We start from the raw sequence: 22740 nt of genomic DNA on the forward strand, positions 1-22740 counted from the left end.
AATTAAGTGTGATTATGTAATATTTTGCTTACATTGACAAAATTATCGAATGCTAAATCAGGCTTAAAAACTAACTCAGGTATAAATCGCAAATCAACATAACACAATATAGATTTACGTATTGACCATGCAGATTGGTTCATTTCATTAACAACAGTGCTGATATCATCATTATCATTTTGGATGTTCAATGAAGATAACACAATATATACATCTGCTTTCTTCAAATCTTTGCTTAGCTTTACATCAGATACTACTACTTTTTCATTAAGAACATTACTTTCCATTAAGACTTTTGATATTGCCCTATGTAATACCGATGCTACTTTTAGGTTTCTAATTTCCTTTTTCATATCCAGCTACTATAATTTCCTTTCTTCTTGCACTAATTGATAAGCTTCCAAAATGTCTCCAACTTTAATATCGATATTACCCTCTAGCGATATTCCGCATTCAAAATTTACACCCACTTCTTTAACATCATCTTTAAATCTACGTAGTGCTTTTAACTTTCCTTCATGCACCAATTTGCTGCCACGTACTACCTTAATTAAAGAATCTTTTTTTATAACTCCATCAGTGACATAACATCCGATTATATTACCGGCTTTGGATGCATTAAATATTTGCCTTACAGATGCAGAACCAACACGAACCTCTCGTGTAACAGGCTTTAACATTTTAGTTAGATACATCCTCATGTCTTCAATAAGCTCATATATTATATTGTAAGTATGTATTTCTATACCTTTTTGTTTTGCTAATTCTCTTATTTTTGAATCCACTTTTACATTAAAAGCTAAAATTACTGCGCTTGATGCTTCTGCAAGCAGCACATCTGAATCTGTTACTCCTCCTACTGCTTTGTGTAGAATATTTAATTTCACTTGCTCTTTCCCAAGCTTATCAATTGAGCTTGATATTGCTTCAATAGAACCAGTGACATCGCACTTTAAAACTACAGATAGTTCTTCTGTTTCACTATCATTACGACTGAATATATCTAAATTACTGTCGTCTAAATCTTCTTGCTTTTTCTTGATTAATTCTAACCTGTATTCAACAATTTCACGAGCCTGCCTTTCAGAGTTTACAACAACAAATTTATCTCCAGCATTTGGTACACCATTTAAACCAGTAACTTCAACTGGAGTAGAAGGTAGTGACGCTTTTTCTCTTTGACCAAGGTGATTAACCATACTGCGTACTTTGCTGTATGTTGTACCAACTACCAATATGTCACCAATCTTTAATGTCCCTTCTTCAACTATTAATGTAGCTGATATTCCTTTAGCTTTATCTATTTTGGACTCTATTACCCATCCAAGTGCTCGACAATCCTCTATTCCTTCTAGCGTCATTAATTCAGCAATTAATAAAATTGCCTCTTCTAGTTTATCTAAGTTGATTTTCTTTTTTGCTGATACTGGCACAATTATAACATCACCACCAAGTTCTTCGGGGATGAGGTCATACTGAGGCAAACTATTAATTATTCTTTCTACATCGCCAGGTTGTGATTTATCAATTTTATTAATGGCAACTATAATAGAGACATTTGCTGCTTTTGCATGGTTTATTGCTTCAACTGTTTGTTTCATGATTCCATCATCAGCTGCAACTACTATCACAACTATATTAGTAATATTGGCACCACGTGCACGCATTGCAGTAAACGCCTCATGCCCTGGTGTATCAATGAAAGTAATTTTTTGCTTATTTTTTGTCGTTAATTGATAAGCACCTATATGTTGAGTGATGCCACCTGACTCTCTTTCTGCAACATTGGATTCACGAAATGCATCAAGCAATGATGTTTTACCATGATCCACATGTCCCATAAAAGTAACGATAGGTGGTTTTGGTCTTTTAGGTAAGTTTTCTCTGTTGCTTATGAAGAGTAAATTCTTTTCTTTATCAGCATCACTTACTCGTTTAGCCGTATGATTAAATTTTTTTGCTATTTCGCATGCTATATCTGGATCTACTAGATCATCTACTCTATAGCTCTCCCCAACTTCTTCTTTGAGCATTTTTAGCACACTCTTGCTATCTTCTGCCATACGAATAGATAACTCCCTGATAGTTATTTTGTCTGGTATAATAACTTCTCTTGCTATATTTTTACCCTTAGTAAACTTTGATTGTTTACTTCTTATACCAAATTTTTGCTTAAATACAGGGAGGTGTTCATTTCTTTCATCTATTGCCTGTGTAATTACTAGCTTAGAATGCTTAGAGTATATATCTTTGCTAGCTTTAAAAGACTTTTTATCATTTTTCTCATATTCAATACTATCTTCTTTTTGTTCAACTGAGTTAGTATTACTTAAAACTTCCTTATTTATTTCTTTAGGTACAGAGTGTGATTCATTTTTATCTTCAGCTTCTTGATTGCTTTCTTCTTTTTTTATTTTCTCTTCTTGTTCTCTCTGATTCCTTTCTTTCAGCAAAGTAGCATTCTGTACAGCATTAATGCGGGAAATTTGTTCTTTTTCAGTTAAAGAGCCTAATTTACTCTCGTCAAATAAACTATATTCTTCTGCAGAATGAATTTTTCTTCTTTTTTTTACTATTGTAGTACCAGTACTTTGACTATCTAAAGAGTTTAAATTAATGTCTAATTTAAGCTTGCTTAAGCCTTGTAGGGTTAATTTTTTATTACTGATATCTTCATTATTCATATTGTTTTTATATTAATCCAAGCTTTTTACGTGCTTCTATGATTATTAAATCTGCTGTATCTTTTAGATTGTCTTTATTATTAGTTGAGGAAGAGAGTATGCTACAAAACTCATAATTTGATAAATCTGCTATGTCCTCTAAAGTTTTAATATTATGTTTACTAAGAGCAATTTTATTATCTATTGATAAGGCTAAGTTGATTACATCGTCTTCCATACCTAAATTTTTTAGCTCTTCTATTTTTCTATCATTCTCTGCTTTCAGGTAATTATTTGCTCTATTATGAAGTTCATTTGCAATATCTTCATTGAAGCCCTCTATTGAAGCAAGTTCCTTAATTGAAGTGTTAGATATATCTTCTACACTTGAAAAACCTTCTGTTACCAATAATTGGCCCATAATCTCTTCTAAGTTTAAAGCTTCAGCAAATAAAACTGAACATTGACTAAATTCTTTGTTTCTTCTTTCTGATTCTTGCTGAGTGCTTAATATCTCAATTTTCCATCCAACAAGCTCTGAAGCTAATCTTACATTCTGACCCTTTTTTCCTATAGCTAAACTCAATTGATCTTCAGCAACTATTAACTCTATACAATTTTCATTTTCGTCAATAATGACCTTTGATACTTCTGCAGGAGTAATGGCTTTAATAACAAATTGACCCAAATCTGATGAGTAATGTATGACGTCGATTTTTTCACCGTTTAATTCGTATATAATAGTTTTTATTCTATCTCCTTTAACTCCAACGCAAGCACCTACTGGATCGATATTCTTATCAGATGAAAAAACAGCAACTTTAGATCTTGAACCAGCGTCTCTAGCTATACCTTTAATTGTTATCAATCCGTCAGCAACTTCTGGTACTTCTTGATTCAACAATGCCTCTAAAAAGCCTTCATGAGTCCTAGAAAGAATGATTTGACGTCCATCGTCAGAGCGCTTAACAGCCTGTATGTAAGCTTTAACCTTATCGCCTTCACGAAATGACTCACCACCAATTAAGTTTCGTAAAGGGAGGTATGCTCCAATTCCGTTTATGTCTATAATAAGATCTGAATATTCTACTTGTTTAACGATGCCATACCTCATTTCTCCTACCTTATCTTTAAATTCCTCATATTGCTTTTTTAACTCTTCATTTTTGATTATTTCAGAAATCTTTTGCTGGGCAATTCTTGCTGAAACAAGATCAGTGTTAAGAGAAATCAACTCACTAATAGTATCTCCAACTTTTGCATCTTCTTTTATTAACTTAGCTTGTGTCAACTTAATTAAGTCACACTCATTTTCATTTGATTCATCATTAATGACTTTTAGTTGTCTATATGAGGTAACTTTGCCTGTGTTTCTATCTATATTAACTACAATTTTACTTTTGCTACCATACTTTTGTTGAGCTACTGCTTCGATAGCACTTTTAAGTGCATTTATTATAATATTAAAATCCAAACCTTTTTGAAGTGAGAGCTCTCCCGCTGTTTTTATTACATCAAGGCTTCCAACTATGTTATTCTTGTTGCTTTTCTGCTTAACACTGCTTTTACGATTAGCAATCATATAAATAAATCCAATTTAATTAGTTATAATTATAGCTTCAACAGGTAAAGAACGCTATCTTAAATGTTAAATGATTGCTAATTTAAGTCAAGTTTTTTCATGTCTTTGTATGATAAGCAATGCCGGAGTAAAGAGTAAAGTTAAGACCGTTGCAGCCAATATTCCACTTGCTATGGTTGCTGAAATATCAACCCACCACTGGCTTGATGGAGCATCATATGTGATTTGTAGCGTAAAAAAACTGATATTTAACCTAGTAATCATCGGTATTAAACCAAGAACTGTAGTTGCAACGGTAAGTAGTATTGGCCTGATGCGAGAAATTGAAGCGTTTATTATACATTGCTTAATGTTATTTTTGCGCACCTTAATTTGCTGATGAAAGGCATCAAGCAATAGTATATTATTATTCACTATAATTCCTGCTAAAGCAATTATCCCCACTCCACACATGACAACTACAAAAACTTTCTGAATAAGAAAGAAAATGAAAAATACACATGTCGTTGATAAAAACACTGCTGTCATTACGATAAATGTATAGTATATGTTGTTAAACTGTGCCACTAGCACCAATATCATCAATGTAATTGCTAATATAAAAGCCTTTAATAAAAATGCTCCTGATTTTTGTTGATCTTCCTTATCACCTTTGAAATCAATCTTTACTCCTTTACTACAGTCTTGAGTAATCGAATTTTGAATGAACTTAACTCTTTCATCAACAAGATAGCCAGTATCAACGTCAGCAGAGATTGTTACTGTGCGTGATCCATCAATCCTACTTAGTTTATTTGCCTTTTTTTCGGGAACGTATTTCACTATGCTACTCATAGAATATGGTCCATTTGCTGTATTAATAAAAAGGTTATCTATAGTTTTCATGTTGCGATTCTTTCTGGGAAAGCGTAGTACAATATCAATTTCTTCATCTGCGTTATTTGGTCTATATTTTCCAATTAATACTCCATTTGTAACCATCTTTATAAAATCACCGATGGTTGCAACACTTACTCCAGAGCTTGTAGCCTTACTCTTATCAATACTCATATTCCACTCTATTTCAGGTGCTGATCTACTATCTTGAATATTTATAAATCCAGATGAAGGTTGGTCCATAATTTTTAGGATTTTCTCTGCTACTGAATTCAAGTTGGATGCACTTCCGCTTAAGTTAATTTGTATTGGCTTGTCAGCTGATGGTCCTGACTTTTGTTCCTGTACATCAATTATTACTCCTTTTATGTTTTGTACACTACTCCTTATATCATTTAGTATTTGCGTAGCTTTGCGCCTGCAGCGCCAATCTACAAGTTCCAATTGAATTTTGGCAATAACGTTGTCTGAAAATTTTCCTGATCGAGCATAAAAAACATAAATTTCCTTTTCAACACCCAAAATACGTTCTTCTACTTTCTTAAGTATCAAATCTCGTTCTTTTGCTGATAAGCTTTCTTTTACTTTAACGCTGATTAAAATGTTATCTGAATCTACATTCGGAAAGAACTTTAATCCAGGACCAAAAGTAAAATATAATATACTAGACAAAAATAAAACAAACACAACAACACATACAAATTTTTTGGGGTGATCTAAGACTTTCTCTAACATACGTACATAAGTTCTTATTATAAGCCCAGTATTTTTTATCTCACCACTTTCTATAGCACTCATTCTTATTATTTCTTTTTTTGAAGTTATGGAAGGTTTACCAAATATTGCACCAAGTGTTGGTATAAAAACCAAAGCCATAATTAGCGATCCAGTTAAAGTTAGAATTATTGTAATTGGTATGTACTGCATAAATTTACCGACTGTATCGGGCCAGAGTAACAGAGGGAAAAACACTGCTAATTTAGTCAATGTTGATGATAAAACTGGATAGAACATATCATGAACTGAGGTGCAAAAGGCTTCTACTTTATCCATGCCACAAATCATCTTTCTATCAGCATATTCGCTGATTACAATTGCATCATCAACCAGCATGCCAACTGCCATAATTAAACTGAAGAGCACAACTATATTTAGAGTAATACCCATGAGGTAAAGAGCCATTATTCCTATTAGAAAGGAGCCAGGTATTGATAGTGCAACAAGAATAGCAGCCCTTGTTCCCATAAAGAGCATTATTATGGTTAATATTAGTAATACGGCAAATATTATACCATTTTCCAAGTCGTCAAGCACATCACGTACATTTTTTGACTGGTCATTCAAATAAACTACTTTTAAATTTTCAGGTAATTGATCTTTTGCTTTGTCCATTAAGTATTTTACTTGATTTACCGTGTCTATTATGTTTTTTCCATTACGTTTTGAAATTTCTAGTACAATGCTAGGTAGTCCATTAATACGAGCAAATCCTTGGTGATCCTCAAACCCAAGGTATACTTTTGCTATATCTTTGATTCTCAAAACTGCATCACTTTGAGATCTAATAGGAATATTCATAATATCTTCTATGTCTTTTAATAACCCTGATATTTTAATCGAATATTTACCGGTATCATTTTCTAGTGATCCGGCTCCTACCAATCTGTTGTTGTTTGATATAGCTTGAAATATCTCATTTGATTGAATGTTATATTTTGTTAGAACTGTGGGCTCAATTATAACTTCCACTGTTTCTTTACGCATACCTGCTACTTCAACTTTAAGAACATTTGGCAGAGATTCTATTTCTTTCTTTAGTTTGCGTGCTATTTCAGTTAAAGTTCTTTCCGGCAAATTACCAATCAAGCCAACGTTTAGTATCGGAAATAAGCTCAAGTTTATTTCATTGATTATTGGAGATTCTGCTTCAATAGGTAATTTTGATTTTATGTTTAAAAGCTTTGAACGGACATTATCGAGCACTTCTTTATTATCATACTCTGTTCTAAATTCGAGTATCATGTGAGCACCATCATTAGTTGCAAAAGCTCTCAATTCTTTTACACCTTCGATAGATCTTAGTTCATTTTCTATAGGAAGCACTAATAGCTTTTCACTATCCTCGACAGAAATACCAGGAAACCCGACAAATACGCTAATTATAGGAATCTGTATATCAGGATTGCTTTCTCTTGGCATTTTTATATAAGTGTATGAGCCGAAGGTAAAAATCACGATAAGCAATAATATTACTGTTCTATTCCTCTCTATAATTAAGCTTTTCATTCCGGACATTATACGTATTTACATCATATTATAGCTAAGATAAATTATATATTAATTAATCCTTATATAGCTTTATGTAAATGATTAAAATTTTTACAATTTTGCAAGCGTAAGAAAATTTCTATATAATATGACTTTAGTATGGTATTCGAGGGATTATTATGGTATCAGTTTTAAGTGTGACAGAAGGCAAGAATAAAGTGATCGTATCTGGGTTGGTTGGTGTTTCATCAACTTTAGTATTTTTAACAGTGATTCACATTGCTGCAAAGATAGCCATTATAGTTACTGCTGCTGCAGTTACTTACGCATTACTTTCATTGCTTAATAAAGCAGGAGCTAAGTCTGTTAAAACTGATGATATGTCAGAAGATGAAGGGTATAGCAGTGTTGATGAAGGTGAAGAAAAAGATACCGTAAAAGAACCAAAAAGAACTGAAACTGAGCTAGAAGAAGAATTAAAAAATAAAAGAGCAGAAGAAGAAATGAAAAATGGACTACCTAAACATATGGATTTCAAAGGTAATTCACTTTCTAAAAGTGCTGATACTACAGATAGTCATTTCGTTTCTAGTGCTACAAATATTGTTATGGAACCTTTACCTAAACACATGGATGCACTTGGTAATCCACTTCCTGAGCAGCCACCGAGCAACCTTACCAATATAGGGCTTGGATCATCTAAAAGTACGCAGAAACTATCTGCTGCAGACTTGCTATTACAGTATGGGAATGTAAATAATGATGTGAGGAAAGTGCTAGAATGGCCAATTACCTCAAAGGAGTTTAATGGGTTAGGGTTTAACAGGTAGTTGCTATATCAAACTCTCCATCTTATATTGAGGATCAGATGCAATGCCATACACTCTATTTGGCGGAGCAATTTTGTTCTCTATACCAAAAACTATACCTTCAATTATTGCTGTGAGTACTTTTTCAAGGTTACAATCTGCTCCAGGAACACGGTGCTCTAGGCGGCATCTTTTGGAATCGTTGCCAAAATAGGGAATTCTTATCGCAGCAGTTCTGTTATTCACTCCCCAACTAATCGTAGTTGGAGTATGAATATCTGGGTACTGAAATCTTAAATATGAATCATCATTTGGAGCAAAAAATAGCATATGTTTTTTCATCATTGCACATAATCCACCTATGCTGTGAATCAGGTGGTCACTATATTTTTGCTTATTGCCATAAAATAAGTTATGATTATTTGAATCCATGAGGCTAACATGTACATTTAGTGCGCTGCCTGCTCTATCCAAATAAGGTTTTGCTTTAAAAGAAACATTACCATCGAACTCTTGTGCTGTTCCAATCAGTAATTTTTTTACTAACTCAAAATGCATAATTAAATTATCAGGACTCGTATAACAATCACTTTTTATCTCATATTGGTTTAAAGAACTCTCTTTCTCACAAAAAAATCCAAGAGAAGCTATTTTATTTTTGATGCTATTCAGAAATAAATATTCTTTTTTTATTCCCTCAGTGTAAAACTCCAGTTCAATACCGAATACAGTATTATGACTCAAATTACTTAATATAATCACAAATTTACTTCAATAAATTTATACTAAATCAGCTATATTTATACAAGTACTTTACTTATTTATCAGTAAATTTAATATCTTATTTATACATAATATATTACTATTTTTTAATAACATACTTCTAATCCTCGGTACAAGCGACATTTACAAATTGATTGTTTTTATTTCAAAAAAATGATCAATTTTAGTGCTTTTATACTCTTTACAACTCGTCAAAAAATCCTCATAATTTTAGATATGTATTAAGTAGTGTTAGCTTTTTATCTTACAGTAAGCTATTGATTATCTTGCATCTTTCTGATTATTGTTCTTTCTTGGTGTGGTATATGAACTTAACTAACCCTAAGGTTTCTACTATGTTTTTTGATCAGATTATTACAGTAACGGACCACAATGTTACTTGGGAAAAAATCCAAAATTATCTCCATAATCTCTATGGAGAAGCAACATATAACAGCTGGCTGAGTTCACTAAGATTTATCAGCAACAGAAATGGAGAAGTTTTGTTGTCTGTACCAACAAGATTTATAAAGGAGTGGATTACAGTTCACTACATGGAAAAAATATTGTCATTATGGCAAAGCGAAGATCAAAGTGTATGTTCTATTGATATTCAATTAATTGAAGAAAGAAATTCAAATTCTAATACGATACTAAAAAATAGAGAGGAAAATAATCATAATCTTGGTTCACCACTAGATACCAGATTCACTTTTGATAATTTTGTGGTAGGAAAGTCAAATGAGTTAGCATTTACAGCGGCAAAGCGTGTAGCGGAATCTATAGATCCAATATCAGGAAGCAACCCTTTATTTCTATATGGTGGAGTGGGACTTGGTAAAACACATTTAATGCATGCTATAGCTTGGGACATAGTCAATTCTCCGTCAGCAAAAAGAAAAGTGGTATATTTATCAGCAGAGAAATTTATGTATCAATATATTACGGCGCTGCGGAGCAAAGATATTATGTTATTTAAAGAGCAATTTAGATCAGTAGATGTATTGATGGTAGATGATGTGCAATTTATCAGTGGTAAAGATAGTACACAAGAAGAATTTTTTCACACTTTCAATGCATTGATAGACCAAAATAAACAATTGGTTATATCAGCTGATAGGTCTCCTAGTGATCTTGATGGAGTAGAAGAAAGAATAAAATCACGACTTGGTTGGGGATTAGTTGCAGATATTAATGAAACAACTTTTGAATTAAGACTTGGTATATTGCAGGCGAAAGTGGAACGAATGAATATGTATGTTCCCAAGGATGTCCTAGAATTTTTGGCAAGGAATATAAAATCCAATATAAGAGAACTAGAAGGAGCATTAAATAAGGTTGCTCATACCTCTTTAATTGGAAGAAGCATGACAGTAGAATCAGCTAGTGAGACCCTAATTGATCTTCTTAGGTCAAATCATAGGTCAATCACAATAGAAGAAATACAGAAAAAAATAGCTGAATTTTTCAATATAAAGATTGCAGATATGCAATCTAATAGAAGGCTCCGCAGTCTTGCGAGGCCGAGACAAATAGCTATGTATTTCGCAAAGAAGTTTACGCAAAAAAGTTTACCAGATATTGGAAGAAATTTTGGTGGTAGAGATCATGCTACTGTTATACACGCAGTCAAACAAGTGGAAAATTTCATAAGAACTGACCCAAAATTTGCTGATGAAATCAATCGATTAAAAAAGATGTTTAAGTAGCACTTTATTAATGACAACCAGGCTGTTTTCATTTTTTTGATCAAATATCTTTTTCAAGTAGATTAAGTAAATCAAAGATCATTATTAGTATAAGCTAAGAGAAAATAGCTAGTCGATTGCTTAAAAAGTATATAAAATCACAATTTAAGTAGGAAATATGGCAATTAGACTTATTCCAGATAATCTTGATATAAAATTTAGTAAATATAGAAATTTGACAGCACTTGTTAGCGTTATTCTTATCATTTTTTCAATGCTTACTTTTATGCTGCGAGGAATGAATTTGGGTATAGACTTTACAGGTGGAATTTTGATAGAGATAAAATCTTCAAGCAAGGATGATGCTATTCTCGGTATATTAAAAGAGAGTGGATTTACGATACAGAGTTCAAAAGCTGGTGATAACTTAGTTGTGCGGTTTAAAGATGAGGGAGATGAAGATAAAATTAAAAAGGTTAAAAGTATATTAGAGAGCAAATTAGGTAGTTTAGTAACTTATCGCAAAATAGATTATGTTGGTCCACAAATAGGCTCAACGCAGATATTTGAAGGGATATCAGCCATGTTAATTGCAATTATTGGAATATTTTTTTATGTTTGGCTTAGATTTAACTGGCAGTGTGGACTTGGTGGAATAATGGCACTGATCCATGATGTGATTTTAACTCTTGGCTTTATCAGTTTAACGAGTATTGAGTTTAATATTTCATCAGTTGCAGCTCTCCTTACCGTAATTGGCTACTCAATCAATAACTCAGTGGTTATATATGATCGGATTCGAGAGTATCAAAAAAGTGGAAAAAATGCAAAAATAGGTGAAGTAGTTGATGCCAGCATTAATTCGACGCTATTTCGCACTATGTTAACTTCAGGTACTACTCTTCTTGCCGCTCTTCCTTTAGTGCTGATTTGTACAGGTGTGGTCAGAGACTTCTGCTTAATCATTTCTTTTGGCATTGCAATCGGCACCTGTTCCGCAATATTTATCTCTGCTCCTATATTGACCTGCAGAGCGTTGATAAGTAGAGTATAGAACGTTTAACTACGATATAATATTAGCTTGTTATCCCTAATAGTGAAATGAAAATATCTCAAAAAGCTCATACCAAGTAATGAATGGGACATAGAGTGAGTATTAACACTAGCGTGCACATCATTAATTAAAAAATTTCCTATTTTAACTTGAGGTATTTGAACCACTCCAGCTTTTATTTGACCTTTTGCAGTTTCATATATTTTAAAGTCTTGAATGTTTTGTAAGTTAATACCAGCATGTAACGCATCTTTTTGCGATAGAACAATATCAGTTGCTCCGGTATCAAGCAAAAACGTTATATTACGATCATTGACTTGAGCTTGAATATAAAAATGTCCATCGTATGACTTTGTAAATTCGATACTTCCGCCATTTTGAACCCTTCCTTTGTACGGTAGAAAAGTGCTCAGAAACCTATTGCTTAGTTTATCCCCTTGTGAATCAATAAACATTGCAGTAATGACTATTATCAGTAGCCAAATAACTAGATTTTTTGCTGCATTCATATTATTAAAATTTGAAGCCATAAGAGTAAATTTTTAAGATTAGCGTTAAAAGCTATTATTAAAAATAAGTAAATTTTATTGTTTTAGTACAATATTTAATATATACTTTAAGGAGGTATGTTCGATTTAATTTCATGTCAGAAGCAAAAAATTTAATTTTAGCAACAATTCTTTCTATATTGATTATAGTATTATGGCATATTATTTATGATAATTTTCTTAACACGAGCCAAAGCCAACCATCGATTGAAAATATTGAACATATCGAATCTTCTAACGACCTTGCTCCTATGATATACCAAAATCGTTCTGAAATTATTAATTCTACTAGAGAACAGAGAGTTAATTTAACCAATAACATGCTTGAAGGATCAATTTCTCTGAAAGGTGCAAGGTTTGATGACTTAATCTTAACTAACTACCACTTAGAACCGAGTTCTTCTTCTCCACAAGTGGTGTTACTGTCACCTGCAGAATCAAAAGATGTATATTTCGCAGAATTTGGGTGGCTCGATCCGAATGAAAAGATTAAAGTTCCAGATTCTAAAACAGTATGGCAAGCAGATAAACTCAATCAAAAAGAGGTCAATTTATTTTGGGATAATGAAAATGGCATTTTATTTAGAATGAAAATTAGCCTTGACGATAACTACATGTTTAAAGTTGAGCAAATTATTGAAAACAATACAAAAGATAATGTAGTTTTGGTTCCCTATGGTAAAATCAATCGTAAACGTGATAATATTAACGAATCCTATTGGATATCACATGAAGGAGTACTAGGTGCATTTAACAATAAACTAGAGGAGTGGACATATAAGGATATTTCCAAGAAACGTTTAATAAAGGCCAGCACAAGTGAAAAAAGTTGGTTTGGTTTTGCTGATAAATATTGGTTTACAGCTATCATACCTGAAAAATCTGATCAAATAAATGTAAGTATTAAGTATACGAATGTTAATAACATTGATAAGTTTCAAGTAGATTTTGTTAAACCTTACAAACACATACTCCCTGGTGCAAGTGTTTCTACTCTGAACTACTTTTTTGCTGGGGCAAAGAAGTTGAATTTACTTGATTCTTATAAAGACACTCTTAATATACCTTTATTTGATAAGGCTGTAGATTTTGGTGTACTTTATTTTATAACCAAGCCAGTGTTTTTACTGCTTGAATATTTTAACTTTGTTTTGAAAAATTTTGGCTTAGCAATATTATTGCTAACTTTAGTAATCAAACTTTTGATGCTTCCCTTATCTAATAGATCATATATTTCGATGTTCAAGGTGAAAAGCCTGCAGCCTGAATTAACTCGTATAAAAGAGTTGTACAAAAATGACAGCTTAAAGCAGCACAAAGAGACAATTGCGTTGTTCAAGAGAAACAATGTAAATCCAATGTCGAGCATTTTCCCTATGCTCATACAAATACCAGTATTTTTTGCTCTGTATAAAGTATTATTTGTTACTATAGAGATGAGACACGCCCCTTTTTATTTATGGATTAAGGATCTTTCAGCTTCTGATCCAACAAACATTTTTACATTATTTGGGTTGTTTAATTATAACTTTCCTATTTCTATAGGCATTTTACCTATAATTTTCGGCGCTACCATGATAATTCAGCAGAAGCTAAGTGAGAACGATCAAACCAGTAAAGATGATATTCAAGTAAATGTTATGAAGTTTTTACCTTACATTTCTGTCTTTATTTTTTCTTCTTTTCCTGCCGGCCTGGTAATATATTGGATATTTAGTAATATTATAACTCTGGTTCAACAATCATTAATAAAGTTGCTTTTAACAAGAAAAGTAGGAATGAATGTCGAAAATACTAATAGTTAATTCAGTTTATTATACTGAAATAGCAAACCTTTTGCTTGAAGGTGCAACCGATAAATTAAAAGGCAGCAGCGCAAGTTACGATGTAATTGAGGTTCCCGGTGCATTTGAGATACCAGCTACAATTCTCTTTGCGGTCAAAGGCAAGAATACTAATTATGATGGTTATTTAGCTCTTGGATGTGTAATTCGTGGTGAAACTGATCATTATAAATACGTTTGTAAAGGAGTAATCGAAGGCTTAAATGAAGTTATTATGCATTATGCAATACCCCTTGGTATGGGCGTAATTACCGCTGACAGCAAAGATAAAGCACTAATTAGAGCTGACAAAAATAAAAAGAACGTTGGTGGCCATGCAGCCTCAACTGTTTTGCATATGATAGATCTACACAATAAATTAAAATAATGGAGGAAAAACCAGTAGATAAAAAGTGGCGCATAAAAAGAAGTACGGCAAGATTTCTTGCTGTACAAATTGCTTATTCAAATATTTTTGTAAGTTACAACAAAAGCACTTTTAAATTGGAAAATTGTGAGCTTAAGGACTACATAAGTACGTTGAAAGATATATTTGAATGTGAAGAATTTGAACATCAGTTCTTAGAAAATTTGTTATGTAAGGTTATAAAAAGCAGTGAAGAATATGATAAAATAATAGAGTCTTATTTACACCCAAGCTGGTCACTTTCACGATTAAATCTTATAAGCTTATCTATTTTGCGTATTGCAGTATGTGAGTTAATTGATTTTGATACACCAGCACCAATTGTTATTAATGAATATACTAACATTGCATCTGATTTACTTGATGCTCCAAACAAAATTGGCTTTATTAATGGGTTGTTAGATAAGGTAAAGGATGCAGTCAGACTAAATAAAAATCCTTAGCAATTATAGCCAGCAAACACAGGGTGTCATCCGAGTAGCTGACACATAGCTGTATGAACATTGCAATTTGCGTGGCAGGCGGTGTCATTCCAGTCTGGAATCCAGCTTTTTCATAATCATCAAAACGTTGTATTTTAACATAAAATGGCTGCTTTTATGCTTACCAACTTAGTAAAATTCCTGGATCCCAGACTGGGATGACACCATAGTCAAGCTTTTTCGTAAGTTACCTGCCACTTGAGCCAAAGCCCCCTGCATTGCGACCGGTTTCTTCTGTGCAGAATTCTTCTCTGTCATCCCAAATTACCTGAGATACAGGAGAAATAAGGATTTGTGCAATTCTATCTCCTCTTTTTATTTCATATGGCTGATTACTTAGATTGATTAGGCAAACTTTAACTTCACCTCGATAATCGGAGTCTATAGTGCCCGGAGAATTTAAGACAGTGATTCCATGTTTTGCAGCAAGTCCAGAACGTGGGCGAACTTGCCCTTCAAAACCGTTTGGTATTGCAATTACAATGCCAGTTGGAATAAGTAACCTTTCAAGTGGATTTAAAATAACAGAGTCGTCCAATGCAGCATAAAGATCCATGCCAGCACTCTGCATAGTTGCATAACAGGGAAGAGGCAGGCTTTCGCCATGTGATAACTTTTTTATTTCTACTTTAATTTTATCTCTTTGCATTTTTGTTCACCAGTTATGAAAATTTGATTGTAGCATGTAAATTATGCCTGTAAAAGATAAGAAAACTACTTGACAAATGTTGCGAGCTTTCCTTATCATGACATTAAGGGTGTTTATGACTCAAAACTTGTTTTTGACCTGCAGACAAAAACTCAGTAAAAAACTTAAGGTACTTATTGGCGAAATTATAGTGGCTGCATGTCTTTTTTATTTTTTCTACATTCAGCCAAATCGCGCTTGTTAGCACATTATTACAGCGCCAACTTAAATTATTAAAACTCACTACGTGTGGGTTCTTTTGCCTTTTTTGCAATTAGTAATAATATTTTGGATTAGTTAGGAGTCTTATAGAGATGTCATTCCAGCACTTGATGCTGGAATCCAGCCTTTCTGCAATCTCATCGAAAACGTTGTACCACTTTCTATGCTAGTTTGCTTGTGAGCAACTTGGATCCCAGTACTGGGATGACAAAAAAGGGGTACTTGAATGACAGTAAAGAGTATCAGGATGATAGGATTTACGCTATAAAGCGAACCGATTTGGTGTGCTGATTTTGTTTGCAGTTTCATAGTACGAATTTTTTACTTCGGTAGTCTTTTTATTGTCATTATAATTATAAGAATAGTTGAGGCCAATTAATATGAAAACTTTTGCAAAAAATTTTAAAGGTAAAGAAAGAAAGCTAGAAGAGTTCAATGAAGAAATAGAAGACATAGCAGCTGCGGCTCAAGATAAGTTTGCGCATGAACTTGAAAACATCGCATATGAAAGTGTGCAGAAATTTCGCAGTCTACTTGCTAAAGAGCTAAACTTCACTTTCAATAACATTCATTCTCAGAATGTCAATCTACTAAAATCCGGCCTAAAAAAAGGAGAAACAGCGTTAATACGTTCTCTTCTCAATATACTTGTACGATAGAGTTGCTGCTGCAATTTAATATTAAGTGATAACTAAAATAAGTAAGATTTTTTATAGATAAGTCTTACTTATTTTAGCTATATATAGAAAAGGAGGGTTGTTATGTCAACGAGACTAAAGTATCCAATCATAAATATACAACGTAAGTCTAAGCCTAAATCTTTTCCAGTAACTTTAGGAGAGGTTAAATCTTTTTTACGAATTGAAAATGATCAAGATGATAAGTTGATTTCAAGTTTTATTTTTATGGCAACTGATTATGCTCAGTGGCATATGGAAAAGTCTCTAGTAAAGCAAACGTGGCAAGTTTCATATGAAGGTTATATACCTCGTAGAATCTATTTAAGCTATGGTCCTGTGAATAAAATAATATTGGCTACTGATAAGAATAGAAAACTTAGTTATTATTTTAGTGATATAGGAAGCTATATTGAATTTTTCAATTATTTGAACATAATAAGGGCTGATGTTGTATACGAAGCTGGCTATGACAGCGTTCCTGAGCAAATAAAGCTAGGTATTATACAGCATGTTTCTGCTCTCTATAAAAATCGTGAATCAGAAGTAAGTAGCCATTTATCTGAGGTAAAGAAGGTGTATTCTCCATTTCGCGAACCAAAGGTTGTTTTGTAGTTCCTGTTTGTCATTCAATAGCAGATACAACAGATGGTGTCATACCAGTACTTGGATCAAGATTGCGAGTAATGAATTGGGTTTTGTGAGTATGGGTTTTGCATTATAGAATGAAGTGTTTTTGGTTAAGAAAACTGGATTCCAGTGCTTACTGTACAAAAATTGTAACTTAATTCCATAAGGGAAGGTGTCATCCCAGTACTGGGATCCAGGAAAATTGATTCTAAATGAGCAAACATTTTCAAAAAAATGACCAACAAGAAAAATAGTTAGGTAAAGCTGGATCCCAGTACTGGGATGACAAGAAAGAGCTACTGGAACGACATCATTATAAAGTGAACCAGTGTCTGGGGATGGGATGACATCTTCTTGACAGATAATGTTCGTACAGTAAGCACTAGGATGATACCATCTATTGTACCTGCAAATTGCAATCTTCGTAACCGTATCTGTGAGATGGAAAAAATTCAAATTATAAATGAGTTGTATAATAGTATTTATGCAGCATTAAAAGCAAACTCTGATTTAAAGAAATATGTTACTAACATCTATGATTACCTGCCTAAGCAGGTTACTATTCCTTATCTGAGATTGCGCATAGTAAATTATGTTAACCTGCATATGCTATCTAATTTTGCTACAAAAGTAAGATTTTCATGCGACATATATACTTATCATATAAGCAGCATGCTTGCTGCTATAAAGCATGTTGGCTTGGTGGTAAAGAGCATTAGTAGTGAGACCATTTTGGAAAGTAATTGTGCTATAAATCAGCATGATGAAGTTTTACATTCAACAATTAATTTTGATATTTTAATACAAGGAGGTAGCGATGAGCAAATTACAGCTGAAAATTAAAGGTCATGACAATAATTTTGTTGTGCTGAATAATATACGAAACTTAAGGTTTACTTTGCGTAATAACAAAGAGGAGATGAAAGATATTTCCTCTTTTGGCTGGAGAAAAGTGCTTGATTGTGCTGGAAGTAGAAAGATTACAATAAAAATTAATGGCATTTTAAATTCAGTATTGGCTGATGAATTATTGCGTAATTCTGCAATGTTAAACTCTAATAATGATTATGAGATTAGTTTTAATGCTAAGGAGAAGATAAAACTCAGGTGTTCGGTTGAATTGTATGAGAGATATTATGATCCTGCCACTTTTGACAGCTTCACTGTAGTTTTAGCCAGTGCTGAAGTTGTGAACACTTTTCATTAGTGTTAATTTAATTTTTTCATATACAATAATAATAAGTGGGAATAAATTAAAAAAAATTATGAACGATGAGGATCTTTTCGAAGAAGGCGATGATAATGTTGAAGAGAATAGCGATGACAGAAGAGAAAGGAATTTGAAGAATGAAAATCAGCTCGAAGAGCAATTTAAAGAGTATTTAAAACCTTTCGAGGATATTTTAAGTCAAATTGATGAAGGAGTTGATAATTTAGATAGTTACGAAAGGACTATGCAAGTAAAGCGAAGTATAGATAGGCTCATAGAAACCTTATATAGCCAAGCAGCATCTGAGGATATTGATGTAGAACTTGAAACCACAAAACACACTCGCGATAAATCAGAGTCCAAGAAAAGAGTTCTGGAAAAGAGAAAGAAACAACTGATGGAAGAGATCTTAAGTTTTCAACAACAAAAGGAGCTAATGAATAGTAGGGAAAAACATGAAGTAGCAAGTGATGGGGATGTTCAGAAGGCAAAAGCACGAGTGAAGTCTTCAATTAGGGGGGTGTTGTTTTCAGTTATTGCTCATAGAATGGATCCACGAAGGAGGGCAGGGGAAACTGCTGATGACAATGAAAAGCAAGCTCTTATGTACGGTAGAGAAGCAGTTGGTGGAGTTTTAGGTGGATTATTCAAGGCGTTTTTAACTGCAGTTGCTGCTGTTGTGCGCGAAATTGCTAAACCACTTCAACATATGAATACACAAGAGACGTCTTTTGCAAAACAAGTTGAAGAAAGCAGAAACCAGGATTCACAGAAAGGTCGATCTGTGTAGGTCAAAGTATAATTTCAAAAAAATTTTTGAAATCGTATGTACTAAACAATATCTACTCAACGGAAATTACAACAAACGCAGTAGCATAATCTTGATCATCACTTAGAGAAAGGTGTATCTTGTAGTCTTTCGAGATGAAATCCTTTGTGATAGCAAGATGTGGTTTTCCCCTGATATTACTGTATATTTCTATATCTTTCATTATAATTCCTTGGCTGAATCCAGTGCCTAGCGCTTTAACAAAAGCTTCCTTTGCAGCAAAGCGTTTAGCAAAATATTTTGCTCTTACTTCTTGGCTATTATATTTTTTGCTTATCTCTATCTCCTTCTTAGTATAGACTTTATTGAGAAATTTTTCCCCGTATTTTTGTGATATTCTCAATATTCTGGGTATATATACTATGTCAGTGCCAATACCGTATATCATTTTGCACTAAAACGATTTATTGCTTCTTCAACTTGTATTTCCTCTACCTCTCCAGTTTCCCTATTTTTTACTTCAACTATATTTGAAGTTACTGCTTTCTTTCCAATAATTATTTGACACGGCAAGCCTATCAGATCCATTCTGGCAAATTTCACTCCTACACTTTCGTCCGTATCATCATAAAGCACTTCATCGCTTTTCAAAGCTTTGTATATTTTATCTGCAGCCTCCGTTACTTTTGTTTGTAAATTGATCAAACCAACTTTAAAAGGAGCTACTGCCTCTGGCCAGATAATTCCTTTATCATCATGGAAAGCTTCTATTATTGCGCCAACAAGCCTTGAAACTCCAATACCATACGAACCCATATGCATGTTAACATTTTTTCCATCTTGAGAAGTAACACTTGCCTTCATAGGTTTCGAATATTTATCACCAAAATAAAAAATATGCCCTATTTCAATACCCTTGCTAACATTTAACTGTTCTTGCGGTATAGGACAACTTTCAGGATCATGCATATCGTCTGCAACTGCATATATGCTCTTCAGGCTTTCAATATCTTCGCTTTCTAGTAATTCAAAAAATTTATTGTCATAATATAGAGTGCTCTCACCGGTGTTTGCCAATATATGAAATTCATGACTTAAATTTCCTCCAATTGGTCCTGTATCTGCCCTCACTCCAATTGGAGTAAGTCCCATTCGTTTGAAGATTTTTATGTAAGTTTTATACATCAAATTATATGAATTCAGTGCACCTTCGTAATCTACATCAAAACTGTATGCATCCTTCATCAGAAATTCCCTGCCTCTCATAACGCCATAACGAGGTCTTACTTCGTCACGAAACTTCCACTGAATTTGATATAAACAAAGTGGTAAATCTTTGTAACTTTTTACCGTATTTCTAATCAAATCAGTTACCACCTCCTCATGTGTTGGACCAAAAAGCATATCGCTTTCATGCCTATCTTTAATACGTAGCATTTCTTTGCCGTAATCATCGTAACGTCCTGACTCTCGCCAAAGACTTGCTGGCTGCACACAAGGCATCAACACTTCAATTGCACCAATTTCATCTCTGATAATATTTTCAATATTTTTAAGTACCAAAAGACCAAGCGGCAGCCAAGAATAAATTCCAGATGCTGTCTGCTTGATTAAGCCCGCACGTAACAAATATTGATGAGAAATAATTTCAGCACCAGCCGGGGTTTCTTTTAAAGTTGGCAGGTAATATTGAGATAAACGCATTTGATAAATCTGATTGTACTAAGTAATCTTAATACAATCAGGCCTGTAGGTAAACTTATTTTAAGAAGAGTGTACTACTTTCTCTTACCTCGATCTACGACACTTTGAACTTGAAATGGTTTTTGCACCTCACTATTCACTGAGTCAACATTATTTGCTTGTGCTGCAGGAGAAGCTTCATATTTCGTTTTTGAATTAACAGGCTTAGGCGATATCGGTGGCTTCTCTGCCTTTAGTGTAGAACGTGGTGGAGTTGTGGATTTAGGTTTTACATTATCATCAGATTCATGACCACTGTCAGGACTCTTGCTTCCTCTTTCATCTTCTGGTTGGGAGTTTGAAGGCGTAGGTTTTTTCCTGGATTTTGTCAGCTTTTTCTCTTTCGGTTTTTTCGATTTATCATTGCTCCAATCATCACTGTCACTGTGGTCAGAAACTTCACTTTCACTACTAGAAAATTCTATTGCTGGTCTCCTCTTCAGGATATTAGCTATCTCAGAATCATGACATTGAGCATTCCTCATTGTACGTTGCTTATTCTCTTCTCGCAACTTCTCAATTCTTGCAAAATACTCTTCTTTTGTTTCTTGTTTGTCACCCGCAGGTAATGACTTGTTTTGTTTAGAATCAATAGCCTTCTCCGGTGCACCATCATTAATAGGTTTTAACTTCGTACCTTCTCTTATTTGTTTAAGCAGAGCAGAACGATCATGCTCAGATTCATTAGCCTTTTTTGGTGCACAATTCTTAGGTTTCTCCGTACACTTGGAAGCTGTAGGAGGAGGTGGTAGTGGTGCAGCATTTTGTGGCAATGGAGGAGGTGGTGGTGGCGGTGCACTGGATGTTCCAAGCGTTACTGAAAGTGATGATGTATGAGTATTGCTGTGTTCAAGTCCTTTTGCTTTCTGTAAATCTTGTGATTGTTTTCTACCAGGATCAACTCCTTTCTCGCTGTTTATTGCAGAAAGGTGTGAATTGATAAGATATGCAGCTAAGCTCAACATAACCGATGCAGAAACAAAAGCAATAACTGCAGAAGACACTGGCACTGCAGCACTACTTAATACCGCTGAAATGATGAAATACGTGCATACTCCAGCTACAGGACCGGATGTACACAATAACAAAATAGCAATTGAATATTTTAAGGCAGTTGCCTTTTTTTGTTCTGCTACAGATGACTTTTGATTTTCACTATCAGACTGTACACCATTATGTTGTCCAGTCATAGGTTTTTTCGGCACAACCTGTTTAGTATTGCTTCTGTCATTTTTAGTTTTGTCACTCGCATTATCTTCTTCTTTTGACTGAGCGCTATTTCTGGTTTCTGGATTCTTAACATGAATACTATTCTTGCTTCCTTCATCTGCAGTTTCGCTATCCACATTATTTTTTTCTTGTATTTTCTTAAATACTAAACTCTCTTCAAAATTGAAAGGTGATTGTTGAACAGGACTCTTAGATTGAACTTTTTTTAATTGAGTGCTATTGCTGGTTTTTGATGGAGTACTACCAAGAGTGTTTTCATTTTTATCGTTATTTTTCGCTGGCTTCCAATTTTTTCTCCAATCTGCAGGTGGTGGAGGTGGGGGTGGTGGAGGAGCTGATGATGGTGTGTTATTATTATTAGTAAGCATTTTTCTTCCTCATCATTAATATTATATTAATGATGATTAAATTATTAGTACTTGTCAATAATTTATGAGTAAGTTAGTATTAAGATAATAAAATAAAAAGGAAAGAGAGAGGAGCAGTCTTCTAAGAAGAAATAGAAGCTATCTTAAACCTCAAGTCATCACTTTGTTACCACAGCACATCATCGATGTTTTGGTATAGAGTAATCAGAATCATAAAAATA

The 22740-nt window shown here is 33.5% G+C and carries 22 protein-coding genes; 11 read left to right on the plus strand and 11 right to left on the minus strand.

The features are described 5' to 3' along the window. Positions 1 to 2: 2 nt before the first annotated feature. The 4 genes from ACICP1_RS01575 to ACICP1_RS01590 form a co-directional block, all read right to left on the minus strand. Positions 3 to 353: a ribosome-binding factor A gene (locus tag ACICP1_RS01575; protein ID WP_264374680.1), complete on the minus strand. Its 351-nt coding sequence runs from the start codon at positions 351 to 353 to the stop codon at positions 3 to 5. 9 nt (positions 354 to 362) lie between these two features. Next, positions 363 to 2684, minus strand: a complete 2322-nt coding sequence (gene infB, locus ACICP1_RS01580; RefSeq protein WP_395460955.1) for a translation initiation factor IF-2 — start codon at positions 2682 to 2684, stop codon at positions 363 to 365. A 7-nt stretch (positions 2685 to 2691) separates the two neighbouring features. Beyond that, on the minus strand, positions 2692 to 4245 hold the full coding sequence (nusA, locus tag ACICP1_RS01585; RefSeq protein WP_395460956.1) for a transcription termination factor NusA: 1554 nt from the start codon (positions 4243 to 4245) through the stop codon (positions 2692 to 2694). An 87-nt stretch (positions 4246 to 4332) separates the two neighbouring features. Continuing rightward, positions 4333 to 7407, minus strand: coding sequence for an efflux RND transporter permease subunit (locus ACICP1_RS01590; RefSeq protein WP_395460957.1), 3075 nt, complete (start codon positions 7405 to 7407; stop codon positions 4333 to 4335). A gap of 161 nt (positions 7408 to 7568) precedes the next feature. On the opposite strand from ACICP1_RS01590, the gene ACICP1_RS01595 reads away from it, so the two are divergent. Beyond that, entirely contained in the window at positions 7569 to 8219 is a 651-nt protein-coding gene (locus ACICP1_RS01595; protein ID WP_395460958.1) for a hypothetical protein, read from the plus strand. Between the two features lie 3 nt (positions 8220 to 8222). On the opposite strand, the gene ACICP1_RS01600 is transcribed toward ACICP1_RS01595, so the two are convergent. Then, positions 8223 to 8960 carry a glutamine synthetase gene (locus ACICP1_RS01600; RefSeq protein ID WP_395460959.1) on the minus strand — a complete coding sequence of 246 codons (738 nt, stop codon included), beginning with the start codon at positions 8958 to 8960 and terminating at the stop codon, positions 8223 to 8225. A 326-nt stretch (positions 8961 to 9286) separates the two neighbouring features. On the opposite strand from ACICP1_RS01600, the gene dnaA reads away from it, so the two are divergent. Further along, a complete protein-coding gene (gene dnaA, locus ACICP1_RS01605; RefSeq protein WP_012481713.1) occupies positions 9287 to 10669 on the plus strand; it encodes a chromosomal replication initiator protein DnaA in 1383 nt (460 codons plus the stop codon). 157 nt (positions 10670 to 10826) lie between these two features. After that, a complete protein-coding gene (gene secF, locus ACICP1_RS01610) occupies positions 10827 to 11702 on the plus strand; it encodes a protein translocase subunit SecF (RefSeq protein WP_395460960.1) in 876 nt (291 codons plus the stop codon). A 5-nt stretch (positions 11703 to 11707) separates the two neighbouring features. Here secF and ACICP1_RS01615 read toward each other — a convergent pair whose 3' ends face one another. Further along, entirely contained in the window at positions 11708 to 12232 is a 525-nt protein-coding gene (locus tag ACICP1_RS01615) for a TIGR02281 family clan AA aspartic protease (protein WP_010401102.1), read from the minus strand. Positions 12233 to 12345: 113 nt separating this feature from the next. Between ACICP1_RS01615 and yidC the strand changes: the two genes are divergently transcribed. Genes yidC through nusB form a run of 3 tightly spaced genes read left to right on the plus strand, consistent with a single transcriptional unit; the run spans position 12346 to position 14943 of the window. After that, on the plus strand, positions 12346 to 14055 hold the full coding sequence (gene yidC / locus ACICP1_RS01620; protein WP_395460961.1) for a membrane protein insertase YidC: 1710 nt from the start codon (positions 12346 to 12348) through the stop codon (positions 14053 to 14055). After that, entirely contained in the window at positions 14033 to 14461 is a 429-nt protein-coding gene (locus tag ACICP1_RS01625; protein WP_264682720.1) for a 6,7-dimethyl-8-ribityllumazine synthase, read from the plus strand. The genes yidC and ACICP1_RS01625 overlap by 23 nt, the downstream gene beginning before the upstream one ends. Continuing rightward, positions 14461 to 14943 (plus strand): transcription antitermination factor NusB, encoded by a 483-nt coding sequence (nusB, locus tag ACICP1_RS01630; RefSeq protein WP_006014794.1) that lies wholly within the window; start codon positions 14461 to 14463, stop codon positions 14941 to 14943. The genes ACICP1_RS01625 and nusB overlap by 1 nt, the downstream gene beginning before the upstream one ends. A gap of 226 nt (positions 14944 to 15169) precedes the next feature. Here the strand turns inward: nusB and dut are convergent, their stop codons facing one another. Together dut and ACICP1_RS01640 are read right to left on the minus strand one after the other, a co-directional pair. Next, positions 15170 to 15631 (minus strand): dUTP diphosphatase, encoded by a 462-nt coding sequence (gene dut / locus ACICP1_RS01635; RefSeq protein WP_265041617.1) that lies wholly within the window; start codon positions 15629 to 15631, stop codon positions 15170 to 15172. A 345-nt stretch (positions 15632 to 15976) separates the two neighbouring features. Next, positions 15977 to 16201, minus strand: a complete 225-nt coding sequence (locus ACICP1_RS01640) for a hypothetical protein (protein ID WP_395460962.1) — start codon at positions 16199 to 16201, stop codon at positions 15977 to 15979. A gap of 71 nt (positions 16202 to 16272) precedes the next feature. Between ACICP1_RS01640 and ACICP1_RS01645 the strand changes: the two genes are divergently transcribed. The 5 genes from ACICP1_RS01645 to ACICP1_RS01665 all read left to right on the plus strand — a co-directional run bounded on the left by ACICP1_RS01645 (position 16273) and on the right by ACICP1_RS01665 (position 19199). Continuing rightward, positions 16273 to 16551, plus strand: a complete 279-nt coding sequence (locus ACICP1_RS01645) for a hypothetical protein (RefSeq protein ID WP_017532302.1) — start codon at positions 16273 to 16275, stop codon at positions 16549 to 16551. Positions 16552 to 16653: 102 nt separating this feature from the next. Continuing rightward, entirely contained in the window at positions 16654 to 17184 is a 531-nt protein-coding gene (locus tag ACICP1_RS01650; protein WP_007302801.1) for a head-tail connector protein, read from the plus strand. Positions 17185 to 17640: 456 nt separating this feature from the next. Continuing rightward, entirely contained in the window at positions 17641 to 18042 is a 402-nt protein-coding gene (locus tag ACICP1_RS01655) for a DUF3168 domain-containing protein (protein WP_039833195.1), read from the plus strand. Continuing rightward, the gene (locus ACICP1_RS01660; protein ID WP_007302803.1) at positions 18017 to 18406 is read left to right on the plus strand and encodes a phage tail tube protein; all 390 of its coding nucleotides are present in this window, start codon (positions 18017 to 18019) and stop codon (positions 18404 to 18406) included. Before ACICP1_RS01655 ends, ACICP1_RS01660 begins: the two co-directional genes overlap by 26 nt. Before the next feature lie 58 nt (positions 18407 to 18464). Next, a complete protein-coding gene (locus ACICP1_RS01665; RefSeq protein WP_213863685.1) occupies positions 18465 to 19199 on the plus strand; it encodes a hypothetical protein in 735 nt (244 codons plus the stop codon). A 52-nt stretch (positions 19200 to 19251) separates the two neighbouring features. Here ACICP1_RS01665 and ACICP1_RS01670 read toward each other — a convergent pair whose 3' ends face one another. The 3 genes from ACICP1_RS01670 to ACICP1_RS01680 form a co-directional block, all read right to left on the minus strand. Continuing rightward, a complete protein-coding gene (locus ACICP1_RS01670; RefSeq protein WP_213863686.1) occupies positions 19252 to 19626 on the minus strand; it encodes a holo-[acyl-carrier-protein] synthase in 375 nt (124 codons plus the stop codon). After that, positions 19623 to 20882 (minus strand): proline--tRNA ligase, encoded by a 1260-nt coding sequence (gene proS / locus ACICP1_RS01675; RefSeq protein WP_395460963.1) that lies wholly within the window; start codon positions 20880 to 20882, stop codon positions 19623 to 19625. Before proS ends, ACICP1_RS01670 begins: the two co-directional genes overlap by 4 nt. A 74-nt stretch (positions 20883 to 20956) precedes the next feature. Next, complete coding sequence (locus tag ACICP1_RS01680) at positions 20957 to 22519, minus strand: WH2 domain-containing protein (protein ID WP_395460964.1); 1563 nt, start codon at positions 22517 to 22519, stop codon at positions 20957 to 20959. Between the last annotated feature and the right edge of the window lie 221 nt (positions 22520 to 22740).

This window comes from Wolbachia endosymbiont (group B) of Ablattaria laevigata, assembly GCF_964277395.1.
GTDB lineage: Bacteria > Pseudomonadota > Alphaproteobacteria > Rickettsiales > Anaplasmataceae > Wolbachia.